Annotated in this window: 11 protein-coding genes; 6 read left to right on the top strand and 5 right to left on the bottom strand. The window is 74.0% G+C overall.

Annotation, left to right across the window (positions count from 1 at the left end):
* Window positions 1-144: 144 nt before the first annotated feature.
* The 3 genes from P3H78_RS04570 to P3H78_RS04560 all read right to left on the bottom strand — a co-directional run bounded on the left by P3H78_RS04570 (window position 145) and on the right by P3H78_RS04560 (window position 3,162).
* A complete protein-coding gene (locus P3H78_RS04570) occupies window positions 145-1,482 on the bottom strand; it encodes an ATP-binding protein (protein ID WP_276107455.1) in 1,338 nt (445 codons plus the stop codon).
* Window positions 1,479-2,297 carry a hypothetical protein gene (locus P3H78_RS04565; RefSeq protein ID WP_276107454.1) on the bottom strand — a complete coding sequence of 273 codons (819 nt, stop codon included), beginning with the start codon at window positions 2,295-2,297 and terminating at the stop codon, window positions 1,479-1,481. The genes P3H78_RS04570 and P3H78_RS04565 overlap by 4 nt, the downstream gene beginning before the upstream one ends.
* A 346-nt stretch (window positions 2,298-2,643) precedes the next feature.
* Window positions 2,644-3,162 carry a protein-tyrosine phosphatase family protein gene (locus P3H78_RS04560; RefSeq protein WP_276107453.1) on the bottom strand — a complete coding sequence of 173 codons (519 nt, stop codon included), beginning with the start codon at window positions 3,160-3,162 and terminating at the stop codon, window positions 2,644-2,646.
* A gap of 96 nt (window positions 3,163-3,258) precedes the next feature.
* Here P3H78_RS04560 and P3H78_RS04555 point away from each other — a divergent pair, with 96 nt between their 5' ends.
* Window positions 3,259-4,062 (top strand): nuclease-related domain-containing protein, encoded by an 804-nt coding sequence (locus P3H78_RS04555; protein ID WP_276107452.1) that lies wholly within the window; start codon window positions 3,259-3,261, stop codon window positions 4,060-4,062.
* A 32-nt stretch (window positions 4,063-4,094) separates the two neighbouring features.
* Here the strand turns inward: P3H78_RS04555 and ligD are convergent, their stop codons facing one another.
* A complete protein-coding gene (gene ligD / locus P3H78_RS04550) occupies window positions 4,095-4,976 on the bottom strand; it encodes a non-homologous end-joining DNA ligase (RefSeq protein ID WP_276107451.1) in 882 nt (293 codons plus the stop codon).
* Between the two features lie 71 nt (window positions 4,977-5,047).
* Between ligD and ku the strand changes: the two genes are divergently transcribed.
* Window positions 5,048-6,247 (top strand): non-homologous end joining protein Ku, encoded by a 1,200-nt coding sequence (gene ku / locus P3H78_RS04545; protein WP_498073041.1) that lies wholly within the window; start codon window positions 5,048-5,050, stop codon window positions 6,245-6,247.
* Window positions 6,248-6,663: 416 nt separating this feature from the next.
* On the opposite strand, the gene P3H78_RS04540 is transcribed toward ku, so the two are convergent.
* Window positions 6,664-8,406, bottom strand: a complete 1,743-nt coding sequence (locus P3H78_RS04540; protein ID WP_276107449.1) for a beta-ketoacyl-[acyl-carrier-protein] synthase family protein — start codon at window positions 8,404-8,406, stop codon at window positions 6,664-6,666.
* A gap of 372 nt (window positions 8,407-8,778) precedes the next feature.
* Here P3H78_RS04540 and P3H78_RS04535 point away from each other — a divergent pair, with 372 nt between their 5' ends.
* The 4 genes from P3H78_RS04535 to P3H78_RS04520 all read left to right on the top strand — a co-directional run bounded on the left by P3H78_RS04535 (window position 8,779) and on the right by P3H78_RS04520 (window position 13,061).
* Complete coding sequence (locus P3H78_RS04535) at window positions 8,779-9,510, top strand: DUF7873 family protein (RefSeq protein ID WP_276107448.1); 732 nt, start codon at window positions 8,779-8,781, stop codon at window positions 9,508-9,510.
* An 878-nt stretch (window positions 9,511-10,388) separates the two neighbouring features.
* A complete protein-coding gene (locus P3H78_RS04530) occupies window positions 10,389-10,562 on the top strand; it encodes a hypothetical protein (RefSeq protein ID WP_276107447.1) in 174 nt (57 codons plus the stop codon).
* Between the two features lie 498 nt (window positions 10,563-11,060).
* Complete coding sequence (locus P3H78_RS04525) at window positions 11,061-11,264, top strand: cold-shock protein (protein WP_007502648.1); 204 nt, start codon at window positions 11,061-11,063, stop codon at window positions 11,262-11,264.
* A gap of 87 nt (window positions 11,265-11,351) precedes the next feature.
* Window positions 11,352-13,061 (top strand): DEAD/DEAH box helicase, encoded by a 1,710-nt coding sequence (locus P3H78_RS04520; protein WP_276107446.1) that lies wholly within the window; start codon window positions 11,352-11,354, stop codon window positions 13,059-13,061.
* The last annotated feature ends 401 nt before the right edge of the window (window positions 13,062-13,462 follow it).

The raw sequence follows: 13,462 nt of genomic DNA, 5'->3' as shown, positions 1-13,462 counted from the left end.
GCTGGGGCGGGGGCCGTCACCGCCGGCCGGGTGCGGCGGGAGCGCAGGGGCATGGGAGTACCTCCACCTGGGGCGGCGAGGCCCGCCCGCAGCGGGCGGAACTGACGTACCGCCACCCTAGGAGCGCGGCCCGCCGCCCGCCCGTCACGCTGCGCCATCGGGGACGGCGCCCCCGGGCGGCGGCTCCGCGGCCTCCGCGGCCTCCGCGGGCGGCAGCTGGGGCAGCGTCAGCCGCGCCAGCGCCCCGCCCCCGGCCGCGTTGGCGAACTCCAGCCGCGCGCCCAGCACCTCCGCCTGGCCCAGCGCGATGGTCAGCCCGAGCCCGTGCCCGCGTGCCCCGCCCTCCGTGCGGAAACGCTGCGGCCCGTGCGTCACGAGGTACTCCGGATAGCCGTCGCCGTGGTCCCGCACCGTCACGACCGGCCCGTCCACGGTCAGCACCACCGGCGGCCGCCCGTGCCGCCGGGCGTTGGCCACCAGGTTGCCCAGCACCCGCTCCAGCCGCCGCCGGTCCGTCTCCACGTACACGTCCCGCACCACGTGCACCGTGGCGTCGGCCGTCCGCCCGGCGCCGTCCTCGGCCCCGGCCGCCGACGCCCGCAGCACCCGCTCCGCCAGCGCGCCGAGGTGATCGGTGTCGAGGTCCAGCCGCTCCCGACCGGTGTCCAGGCGGGAGATCTCCAGCAGGTCCTCGGTGAGCGTGCGCAGGGCCGCCACCCGGTCGCGCACCAGTTCCGTCGGGCGGCCCGGAGGCAGCAGCTCCGCGGCCATGTGCAGGCCGGTCAGCGGGGTGCGCAGCTCGTGCGCCACGTCCGCGGTGAACCGCTGCTCGGCCAGCAGTTTGCCCTGGAGCGACGCCGCCATCGAGTCCAGTGCGGCGGCGACCGCGGCCACCTCGTCCTGCGGACGCGTCCCGTCCTTCGCCAGTGGGTCGTCCACCCGGGCGTCCAGATCGCCCGTGCTGATCCGCCGGGCCACCCGCGCGGTCGTGTGCAGCCGCCGGGTCACCCGCGTCACCGCGAAGGAACCCACCAGCAGCGTCGCTCCGATCGCCAGCCCCGACGACCACAGGATCGCCCGGTCCAGGCCCGCGATGGTCCGCGCGCTCTGCAGGTAGTCGACCTCCACCGCCAGCGCCCGCCCGTGGTCGGCCGGCCCGGCCGCCCACATCGTCGGCCGGCCGCGGTGCTGGGCCACCATCGTGCCGCGCTCGCCCGCCGCCGCGAGCCGCCGCAGCGAGCCGGGCAGCCCCGGGGGATCGACACCGGCCCCCGGCAGCAGCGTGTCCCCGGCCTCGAACGCGCTCGTGGCGTCCCGCAGCCGGGCCAGCGCGAGCGCCCGGGCCTGGCCGACGGTCTGGTCGGTCACCGACACGTGCACCAGCACGCCCAGCATGGCGGCCAGCCCGCAGCACATCACCGTGATGAACGCGGCCGACTTCGCGGCGAGCGTTCCGGCCCACCAGGGCAGCGGGAACCTCATCGCAGGCTCGCCGAGGGGGTGGCGGACGGCCGCGGCGAGGGCGCGGCGGAGCCGGTCGGCCCGGCGGGGGAGGGCTCCGGGGAGAACAGTTGCGGGGCCGGCGACGGGGAGCCGGAGGGGTCCTTGGTGCGCGCGTGGGTCGGCTTGTGCTGGCCGGTGCGCAGGAACTCGTCCCGCGAGAACACCATGGCCCGCTGCTCGGGGTCCCACGCCCACGTCGTGCGGTACTCGTAGCCGGCGATCCCCGCGGGCGAGCGGATGATCACCGACCGCCCGGCCAGCTCCACGCCGATCACCGCGTCGTCGTTGGCGAAGACCTGGACGAGCCGGTGCTGCTCGAAGGTGTAGACGCGGACAGCGGTCTGGTTGGTCGGGGAGAGCCGGAAGCCGAGCGTCATGTCCTCGCGCCCGTCACCGGTGAGATCGCGGTAGTACGCCTGCAGCACCGGGCACCGGCTGCGGTCGCGGCCCGGCGCGCAGTCCGCCAGCCGCGCGGACACGTCCCGGTAGGGGGCCTTGGCGCCGCGGTAGTCGTCCGGATGCGCGGCGATCTCCGCCCGCACGACGGCCGCCGGATCGACCCTGCGGATGTCGTCGCCGGGCGCCGTGACACCCTTCACCGTCTCGATCTGGACCTCGTCGTAGGGCCAGGCCGGGCTCGCCGCGGGCTTCAGCGACGGCCACAGCCGGGCCGGGCTGACCGCGGTGGGTGTCGCGCCGGCGCCGCGCAGCCCTCCGGCGTCGTCGCAGGCCGCCACCGTCGCCGTCAGCAGGGCGACGAGGGCGGTGGCGAGGACGGGACGTCTTCGGATCACTGCTCTCCGGTCGGGTGCGGGGCCGTGTGCCTCGTACACCTTATTCGTACGGAAGTCCTTTTTGTTCACCGGCCGGATTACGCCAGACGATGTCCGGCACACCTTACGCACCGCCGGGCGAAACGATTGGCCGGTTGCCCGGAAGGGCCGGTGACGCATCCCGCCGGGCGGTCCCGGCGACATACGCCGCCGCGTCGGGCGGGACGGTTCGGGCAGCGGAACGGCGGTCCTGTGGCGGGCCGTGCCGTGGCGGGCGGACCGACTGCCACGGTCCCGCGGCGCGCGGGCCGGCGCGCGGGCCGGCCGCGGGCGTCCGCACCACCCGGGCCCGGTCCGCCGTCGGCGTCTACTCCGCGGGCTCCTCCGTCAACTCCTCCAGCAGGCGGGCCGTCGGCAGCCCCGTCCGCAGGTACGCCACGAACAGCTCGTTGTGCAGCGCCCAGGGGGAGCGGCGGGCGCGGATCAGCCGGATCGCCTCGTCGGCCCCGCGCCCCCGGCCGACCAGGGCCTGCGCGACGACCAGGCCCGAGCGGTTGTACCCGTGATGGCAGCGGACGAGGACCCGGCGCCCCCGGTCCAGCGCCTCGCCGGCCGCCCGCGCCAGCCGGATCACCCCGGCCAGCTGCGTCCCGTCCAGCGGCCCGTCGGGAATCGGCCACACCTGGTGCTCGACCCCGGGGCCGGGCCCGTGGCCGGACCGCCTGACCAGGGACTGGACCAGGTCGAACTCGTCGCCGACGACGGCGTCCTCCGGCCGCCCCGAGGGGCCCGCGAACTCGTGCCCGCCCATCCACAGGCCCGGCACGACCTCGCTCCACGGACGGTCCGGAACCGGCACGCCCGGCTGCTCTCCGCGGATCCGCAACGCCGCCTCCCTCGCCCTCCCCGGTGCCGTCAAAGGTAGCCAGGTTCTTGCCCCCGGAGCACCCCTCCTGTTCCCTTGGACATGGGGTGATGGTGCATGAGCGGACTGCGCGTCGTACCGGCCGGGCGCCACGGACAGGAGCGGCTCTACGTCTGCCACGCGGACGGCACGAGCGTCGCCTGGTACGACCGTGAGGCGGGCCGGGTCAACCTGCTCGGCGAGGACCGCAGGGAGGACGTGCTGGAGGCCCTCGGGCCCTTCCTCACCGGCCCGGTGACCGTGGGCCCGCCCCCGGTCCCCACGCCCGCGGAGCTGGCCCGGCTCGCCCTCCACCCCGACGACGACCTGGCGCCCAACCGCCCCGGCGAGGCACTGCTGGTCGCCCTCGACCGGGACCCCGGCCCCGCGCACCGGCTGCGCCCCGACCCGCGGCGCAGGGCGCTCACCGCCGAGCAGACCGTCGGGGAGGCCCTGGACCGCCTGGACGGCTCCGGCTGGCACGCCCTGCACTCGCTCCCGCTGCCCGGCGGCGACCGCATCCACCACCTCGTCATCGGCCCCGGCGGCCTCTTCGCCGTCCACGCCCTGCCCGCCCGCAAGCAGCGGGTGCACGTCGCCGACCCCCTGGTCGCCCTCGGCCGCCGCGATCCGGAGCCCCTGCTCCGCCGGCTGCGCGCCGCCGCCGACCGGGCCTCCCACGCCCTCACGGCCGAGGTCCTCCCCGTGCTCGTGGCGGTCGGTGCCGCCGAGGTCCGCGTCACCGCCCCGCCCCGCGGGCTGCGCGTCCTGCAGGAGGCGGACCTGCCGGGCCTGGCACGGCTCGGGGGCGTCCTGAAGCCCGCGGACGTGGAGGGCCTGCACGCCATGGCCCGGGACCGGAACACCTGGCGCCGGGCCTGAGCCGACGTGGCCGACGGCCGTCCCACCGCAGGTCAGGGCAGCGGGCGGGCGTGTTCGGGGTCCAGTAGCGGCGCCAGCAGGTCCCCGTGCTCCCGCACCCGGGGCGGCACGTCCCCGGCCCGGAACTCCAGCCGCTCCGGCTCCCGGCACCGCTCCACCTCCGCCCAGGTGACCGGCGCCGACACCAGCGGCTCGGTCCGGGCGCGCAGGGTGTAGGGCGCCGCGGTCGTCTTCCGCCCCGCGTTCTGGCTCCAGTCGACGAACACCTTCCCCGGGCGCAGACTCCGCGTCATCCGGTGCAGCACCAGATCGGGCATCGCCTGCTCGGCCTCCACCGCCAGCCCCTTGGCGTACGCGGACGTCCGCCCGCTCGACGCGTCCCGCACCGCGGCCAGCAGGTGCAGCCCCTTCGAACCGGAGGTCTTCGCGTAGGCCTCGATCCCGTCCCGCGCGAGCCGCTCCCGCAGCCACAGCGCCACCCGGCAGCAGTCGGCCACGGTGGCGGGCGGCCCCGGGTCCAGGTCGAGGACCAGCCGGTCCGCCCGCTCCGGCGCCTGCACGACCCACTGCGGCGTGTGGAACTCGGTCACCAGGTTCGCCGCCCACATCAGGCTCGGCAGGTCCTGCACCAGCACCATCCGCGCCGGGCCGTCCGACCGCGGCACCTCGGCGGTGGTGACCCATCCGGGGGTGCCCGGGGGCACGTTCTTGGCGAAGAAGACCTCGCCGTCCGGCCCGTCCGGATACCGCAGGAAGGACACCGGCCGGTCGTGCAGATGGGGCAGCAGCACCCCGGCGACGGTCGCGTAGTAGTGCAGCATCTCGCCCTTGGTGAACCCGGCCGCCGGATACAGCACCTTGTCCAGGTTGCTGAGCGCGAGCCGTCGTCCCTCCACCTCCGTGATCGGCGCCATACGATAAGAAAAACATTGATATCGGCTCTATCGCCACGAAACGCCGCACAATGATCCGGAGGATGCTGCCCGTGCGATCCATTTGGAACGGCGCCATCTCGTTCGGCCTGGTCAGCATCCCGATCAAGCTGGTGAACGCCACCGAGAGCCACACCATCTCCTTCCGCCAGATCCACACCGAGGACGGCGGCCGCATCCGCTACCGCAAGGTCTGCGAACTGGAGGACCGCGAGGTCACCCAGGCCGAGATCGGCAAGGGCTACGAGGACGCGGACGGCACGGTCGTCCCCATCACCGAGGAGGACCTGGCCCACCTGCCGCTCCCGACCGCGCGGACGATCGACATCGTGGCCTTCGTCCCGGCCGAACGGATCGACCCGCTCCAGATGGAGCACGCGTACTACCTGGCCGCGAGCGGCGCCCCCGCCGCCAAGCCCTACACCCTGCTCCGCGAGGCCCTCAAGCGCAGCCGGAAGGTCGCCATCGCGAAGTTCGCGCTGCGCGGCCGCGAGCGTCTGGGGATGCTGCGCGTGGTCGGCGACGTCATCGCCATGCACGGCCTGCTGTGGCCCGACGAGATTCGCGCCCCCGAGGGGGTGGCCCCCGACACCGAGGTCCAGGTCCGCGACAAGGAGCTGGACCTCGCGGACGCGCTGATGGACACGCTCGGCGAGGTCGACCTGGACGACCTGCACGACGAGTACCGGGAGGCCCTGGAGGAGGTCATCGCCGCGAAGGCCGCCGGCGGGACGCCTCCCGAGACCCCGGAGCCGGCCGGCGGCGGCAAGGTACTGGACCTGATGGCGGCCCTGGAGAAGAGCGTCCGGGCGGCCAAGGAGTCCCGCGGCGAGCCGGAGGAGACCGCGGGGGAGGCCGAGACGGCGGAGCCGTCCGGACGCGCGCGACGCACCGGCGGCTCGCGGGCGGGCGCGAAGGCCGAGGTCACCCGCCTGCCCGGGGCCACGTCGTCCCGCACGGCCCCGAAGGACACCTCGGGCAAGAAGTCGACGTCGACGGCGAGGAAGGCCACGGCGAAGAAGACGGCGAGCGGCTCCGGCTCCCCGAAGAAGTCGACGTCGAGGGCGACCGGGGGCAAGGAAGGCAGCACGGCCACCGCCGACGGCACGGCGTCGGCCTCCTCCACGTCCTCCCGCACCGGCCGGAACGGTACGAAGAAGACGGCGAAGAAGACGACGAAGACGACGAAGACGACGAAGACGACGAAGACGACGGCGAAGGCGAAGGCAGTGGCGCGCAAGCGCACGGCCTGACCCGCCGCGGCGCCCCGGACGGCCTTGCCGCGCCCGGCTCCCGTCCCGGGGTCGGTGCGCCTCGGGCCGCCCCCTGTCACGGCCTCCGTGCGTCCACCCGGACGGGGCCGCCCGGGTACGGACCGGTCGACGCGGCACCGGAGCGCGCGGACGGGAACCGTCCCGACCCGGCGACCCGCACCCCGCGGGGGCCGGGCCTCGCGGGTGCGTGGGCCGGCCCGTACGCCTGCGGGTGTCGAGCCGTACGCCTGCGGGGCCGGCCGGTGTGTCTGCGTGCAGGGGCCGGCCCCTACGCCTGCGCGGGCCGAGTCGCCCGCCTGCGGGGGCCGACCCGTACGTCCTGTGTGGGCCGGGAGGGGGCCGCACCCGCGCGGCCCGTCCCCGCCCGGGCGGGGCAAGGGCGGCCGCGCCGCCCCCTACCGCACCCTTCGCAGCGCCAGCACCGCGTTGTGCCCGCCGAAGCCGAAGGAGTTGCTGAGCACGAGGTCCCCGTCCTCGGGCAGGGCGCGGGGCGCGCCCGTGACCACGTCCAGCGCGATCTCCTCGTCGACCTCGGTGCAGCCCACCGTCGGCGGCACCAGCGCATGGTGCAGGGTGAGCGCGGCCGCGACCGCCTCCACGCCCCCGGCGGCCCCCTGGAGGTGCCCGAGGTGGCCCTTGAGCGCCGTCACCGGCACCCCGCGCCGCCCCAGCACGGCCCGCAGTGCGCCGGCCTCGGCGAGATCGCCCTCCACGGTGGCGGTGGCGTGCGCGTTGACGTGCACGACGTCGACGACGTGTCCGCCCGCGTCCCGCAGCGCCCGGCGCAGTGCCAGTGCGACCCCGTCGCCGCTGGGGTCGGGGGCGGCCATGTGGTGGGCGTCGGCGGACAGCCCCCAGCCGGCTGCCTCGCAGTAGATCCGTGCCCCGCGGGCGCGGGCGTGCTCCTCGGACTCCAGGACGAGCAGTCCCGCGCCCTCCCCGTTGACGAATCCGGCACGGTCCGCGGCGAAGGGGCGCGAGGGCGACGTCCCGCCGTCGAGTCCCAGCCCGGACAGGGCCCGCATCGCGGCGAAGGACGCCATGATCGCCGGGGTGACCACGGCCTCCGCGCCACCGGCGAGGGCGACGTCCACGCGTCCGTACCGTATGCGGTCGATGGCCTGCCCGATCGCCTCGGTCCCGGAGGCGCAGGCGCTCGTGACGGTCCGGGCCTCGCCCGTGATGTGCAGGTCGAGCGAGATCTGCGAGGAGGCCTGCGAGGGCACGGTCATGGGCGTGGTGAGCGGGGAGACCCCCCGGGGCCCCTTCTCCCGCAGCCTGCGGTCCCCGCCGACGAGCACGGAGGCGTCCCCGAGGATCGCACCGAGGCTGACCCCGACCCGTTCCGGGTCGAGCCCGCTCTCACGGGTGCCGCCCTCGGCGAAACCGGCGTCCGCCCAGGCCTCGCGGGCGGCGAGCACGGCGAACTGGGCGGCCCGGTTCATCCGGCGGGCCTCGGCCCGCGGCAGCAGCCCGGCCGGGTCCACCGGCACCACGCCGGCCACCCGCACCGGCAGGTCCGCGAACTCCTCGTCCACCAGCTCCCGTATCCCGTGACGGCCGTCGAGCAGCCCCTGCCACAGCTCGCCGACGCCGACGCCGAGCGGCGTCACGGCCCCGAGCCCGGTCACGACCACCCGGCGCACCCCGGCCCCCGAGGGCTCGCGTTTCGGGCGCGTGCGGTGCCGTACGACGTAGCCCGCGTGGTCGGCGTCGGCCGCCCAGGCCCGTACGTCGGCGTCGGTGGCGACCTCGGTGCTGCCACCGTCGAGGTCCCGGTGCCACACGCCCCAGCGCCGCTCGTACGTCACCTCGACGCCCGCCGGGTCGACCGCCCGCAGCCGGCTCACCCGGTCCCCGTCGCGGAACACGATCCGGTCCAGCGGCGGCGAGGACACGGCCGGCACGCCCGCCACGTCCACCCGCCGCGAGGCGACGACCACCTCCTGCAGCCGCGCCAGCACCGCCTCGCGGTCGACGCCGCCGAGCGGCGGCCGCAGGGTGAGGCGGATCGACTCCGGTGTCTCGGGCAGGGTGTGCATCACGACACACCACCGCTGCCGTTCGGCGTCCTCGGAGGACAGGGCGACCAGGTCGCCGGGGACGACCTCGGCGGCGGTCACCGCGTGGGGCTGCATGGGGACTTCCGGAATATCGGACGAGTGGCGCATATCCGTACTGCTTCCTGTGACCCGAAGTGGTGTAGGGCGGACCATCCCGAGTGAAAGGGACGAAGGGTCGAAAGACCATGGGGGTAGATAAGGGTCCCAAACAGGACGGATGTACGAATACCCGCAACGGGCGCACACGGGCCACGAGTTGAGGCGAAATTGCGCGCCGGTGTGCCCTACCTCACGAACAAAAAGGACATTTAGCTACATAGCGACATCATTGGGTATGGCTCCAACTGACCGTCCCCGGGCGGCCGCTCCCGCCCGCCGGTCGAAAAAAACCGGGCGACTCCCGCGCTCCCGGTCGGCTACGTTCGACGCGTTCGAAGGGGGAAGGACGTGGCGAAGCTCAATCAGATCATCGCCGTGGAAAAGGGTGTCAAGAGCAAGTCGTTCCAGGACACCACCGCGGCACACCAGCGGATCCAGAAGCCCGCACTGCTGGCCGGCATCTCGCGCACCTACCAGCCGAAGGACGAGGAGGGCGAGCACCTGCCGCCGGAGTCCACGCGGGTGCAGGTCAAGGCCGAGGACGTGCTGCGGGAGACCGCCGCGTCCCTGACCCGGCTGTTCGACGTCACCGCCACCAAGGACTGGGCGAACTGCACGGCCCGCGCCGACGTCGTGGTCGACGGCCGCACCATCGTCGCCGAAGTCCCGGTCGGGCACCTGCTGTTCCTCGAGAAGCAGCTCACGGACCTGCACGCCTTCGTGAAGAAGCTCCCCGTCCTCGACGCAGCCGAGTCCTGGTCGCTGGACCCCTCGACGGACTGGTGGAAGACCGACGCGGTGCGCACGATCCGTACGAAGAAGGTCCCGCGCAACCACGTCAAGGCCGAGGCGACCGACAAGCACCCGGCGCAGGTCGAGGTGTACTACGAGGACGTCCCCGTCGGTTACTGGACCACGGTGAAGTTCTCCGGCGCCCTCCCCGCACGCCGGGTGAACGAACTGCTGGACCGCGTCGAGAAGCTCCAGCAGGCCGTCAAGTACGCCCGCGAGGAGGCCAACAGCGCCGAGGTCGGCGACCAGCGGGTCGGCGACGCGGTGTTCGGCTACCTGTTCGGCTGAGCCGGATACACCCCATGAACGCCCCCGCGCGCGAACGCGGGGGTGCGCCCCAGGGCGCTGACCGGATTGAGGCCCGGCCCGCGCCACGAGCGCAAGCTGAAACTGACGTTCAGCCTGAATACCCGCGGTCACGGTGAAGGTTCGAGTCCTTCCCCCGGCACCACGTGCCGGGGTGGCCCAACCGGCAGAGGCAGCCGCGGTCAATCTCAGACTCTCGCTCAAGCTTCAGCATTCGCCGCCGATCGCCGGATCGACGGAACGCGGACGACCGCCGCCGGATGCGAGTTCGACTCTCGTCTGCACCTCTCCGCGGTGCGGTAGTTCAAAGGAAGAACACGGCGGCCTCATGACTGATCCGCGCTCTTAAACGCCACCGGCGAGCGCACATGGTGGCATCCCAGGGGCCCGGGAGCTGGATACGACTCCCGGGCCCCGCCACGCCTGCCCGGCCATGCCTGCCCCCGCCCGGCCACGCCCGCCCCGGCGCACTCACCTGGCCACGCCTGCCCCGGCTCCGGACGCGCGCTCCGACGCCACCGGCGGTCACACCGCCCGCACGGACGGACACCGACGGGCCGGCCCGCACTCCCAGCGGCCGGCGGCGCCCTGGAAGACTCCCCTCATGTGGCGCGAGCTGGTCCTGTCCCTGGCTGCCGGGGCCGACCTCGGCGCCCCCGTCGACCCCCGCCCTCCTGGACGCGGTGGAAGGACCTGGGCCGGCCACTCCCCGCCGACCTGGCCGCGCTGCTGGGGGAGTGCGACGGGGTCGCCCACGAGGGCGCCGACGTGATCCGGGACGCCGAACGCATCGGCCACGACGACGCGGAGTTCCGGAGCGCCCCGGACTTCCGCGGCCCCACATACCCTTCGACCCGCTGATGTTCTTCGGTGACAACGCCGGCGGCGACCAGTACGCCGTCGTCCACCTCCCGCAGCGCGACGACGTCTTCGTCCGGGACCACGAGACCGACAGCCGCCTCGTGATCACCGGCGGCCCGCGCCCGTACCTCGACCGCATCCTGCGGGAGCCGGGCGGCGACTGGTGGCGGTAGCCGCCGGCGAAAGGCGGCGGTCGCACCCCCTCCGTACGGCGGCCGCGTCCGACGAGCGCTCGCACCCCCTCCGTACGGCGGCCGCGTCGACCGGCCGGCCGGCCGCACCACGCTCCGCTCTGCACCCCGAGCCTGCCCCCCGACCCTGCGACCGGCCCTGGCCGGCCCATTGCGGACTCGGGGGCTGCTGAGGGGCTACCGGACCGGACTGCCCACCCCTGACCTGGGGAAACACAGTGAGGCCCGGGGCATTGCCAGGACGGGTGAGCGGGGCCGCGGCCGGGCGAGCGCGATGATCACCGACCGGCTGAGGCGCCCGCACCCCGGAACGTGCTCCGCCGCCCCACCGCCGGCCGCCGAGCTGTGCTACGGTTCCCGTGTTGCAGTTGTGGTACCCATGAACCCATGTGCGCCTGACAGGAATGCATTTCCTATGGGCGCATTAGTTGTTTTCCCGGCATCTCCGGATGGGGCCTCTGCCTACAGAAGGAGAAAATCATGGCACAGGGAACCGTGAAGTGGTTCAACTCTGAAAAGGGTTTCGGCTTCATCGAGCAGGACGGCGGCGGCCCCGACGTCTTCGCCCACTACTCGAACATCGCGACCCAGGGCTTCCGTGAGCTGCAGGAGGGCCAGCGGGTCTCCTTCGACGTCACGCAGGGCCAGAAGGGCCCGCAGGCGGAGAACATCGTCCCCGCCTGATAGCCGGACGCGTATTCACTCACCGGGGTCCGCACCGTCACGGTGCAGACCCCGGTTTGTGCTGTATCCAGGAAGGCAGATAACTGCATGTCCCGCAGGCCCCAGAAGCCGAACCGGCGCGCCTCGTCCCCCTCACCGTCCCCGTCGTCGCCCAGGGAATTCCGGCTGCCGGAAAACACGACGCCCGCACTTCCCGCCGTCGAGGACTTCGCCGCCCTGGACATGCCCGCGGGACTGCTGAAGACCCTCACCGCACAGGGCGTGACGGCACCCTTCCCCATCCAGGCCGCCACGCTGCCGAACTCCCTCGCCGGCCGTGACCTCCTGGGACGGGGCCGCACCGGCTCGGGCAAGACCCTCGCGTTCGGGCTCGCGCTGCTGGCCCGCACGGCCGGACTGCGCGCGGCGCCCAAGGCACCCCTGGCCCTCGTGCTGGTGCCCACCCGTGAGCTCGCCCAGCAGGTGACGGACGCGCTCACCCCGTACGCGACGGCGGTGAACCTCCGGATGGCCACCGTGGTCGGCGGGCTGTCCATCACCAAGCAGGCCGGCACGCTCCGGCGCGGCGCCGAGGTGGTCGTGGCCAGCCCCGGCCGGCTCAACGACCTCGTCGACCGGGGTGACTGCGTCCTCGACGACGTACGCATCACGGTGCTGGACGAGGCCGACCAGATGACCGACATGGGCTTCCTGCCGCAGATCACCAAGCTGATCCAGCAGGTACGGCCCGACGGCCAGCGCATGCTCTTCTCGGCCACCCTGGACCACAACATCGACCGCCTGGTGCAGCGGTTCCTGACCGACCCCGTGGTCCACTCGGTGGACCCGTCCGCCGGAGCAGTGAGCACGATGGAGCACCACGTGCTCCACCTCCTGGACGAGACCGACAAGAAGGCCGTGACCACGCGCATCGCCGCCCGCGACGGCCGGGTCATCCTCTTCCTCGACACCAAGCGGTCCGCCGACCGGCTCACCAAGCGCCTGCTCGCCGTCGGTGTCCGCGCGGCGGCACTGCACGGGGGCCGCTCCCAGCCGCAGCGCAACCGCACCCTGGAACAGTTCAAGAACGGCCAGGTCACCGCGCTGGTGGCGACGAACGTCGCGGCCCGCGGCATACATGTCGACGACCTCGACCTCGTCGTGAACGTCGATCCCCCCACCGACCACAAGGACTACCTCCACCGGGGCGGCCGCACGGCCCGCGCCGGCGGTTCCGGCAGCGTGGTCACGCTGGTCCTGCCCGACCAGAAGCGGGACGTCACCCGGCTCATGTCACACGCGGGCATCCGCCCCCGGACGGCCCGCATCACGTCGGGCGACACGGAACTGGCCACCATCACCGGCGCCCGCGAGCCGTCCGGCGTGCCGGTCACCATCGAGATCCCCCAGCCGGCCACCCCGACGGCGTCCCGCCCGGAGCGGAAGCCCGGCACCAGGCCCGCCCGCCGCTCCGGCCCCCGACGCCGCAACGGAGACGGCGGGGGAGCAGCGACCGGCGCAACGACCGGCTCGGCCGCCGGCGCGGGCAGCCGATCCGGGGCAGACGGCCGCTCCGGGACGGGTGGCCGCGGCTCCACCCGCCGGGCGGCAGCCGGCGGGACCACCGGCGGCGCCGGCGGCACGAGCGGCCGCGGCTCCAACCGCAGCGCCGCCTCCGGAGCCGCCTCGAACAAGCCCACCGGCGGATCCACCCGCCGAACGGCGACCGCCAAGACCACCGGCGGCACCACCGGCACCACCGGCACCACCGGCCGCAACCCCGACCGCCGGGGCGGCCGCCGCATCTCGGCCCCGTAGTCAGGGGTATTGATGTAGTCAGGCGTATTGATCACGAGCGCTGTGGGCAGCCACGGCTTGATCATGGCGAAGACCCCCAGTGCGGTGGAGCCGTCCAGGGCTGCACCGCACTGGGGGTCTTCGCGTTCCACCGGCATGCCCGACTGGCCGTTCACGGCAGGCAGATGATGATCAAGGTTCCTTGAGAGTCGAGACGACGCGCTTCACGATGACGTCGGGTGTGCCGCTCCACGATTCGCGTCCGAAGGTGCACAGGTCATGGCGGTGGGGCGGCGGAAGGTCTGGTCTGGCCCGGAGCCGTCCACGCGTCGACGTCGACCGCACGGACCTGAAACCGCGTGCCTGTCCGTGGCGGTGACCCTGGAGCGGTCCTGTTCGGCCTGCACGGTGACATCGACGAA

This window comes from Streptomyces tropicalis, from assembly GCF_029269835.1.
Taxonomy (GTDB): Bacteria; Actinomycetota; Actinomycetes; order Streptomycetales; family Streptomycetaceae; genus Streptomyces; species Streptomyces tropicalis.
This window is presented reverse-complemented; position numbering and strand designations above follow the sequence as displayed.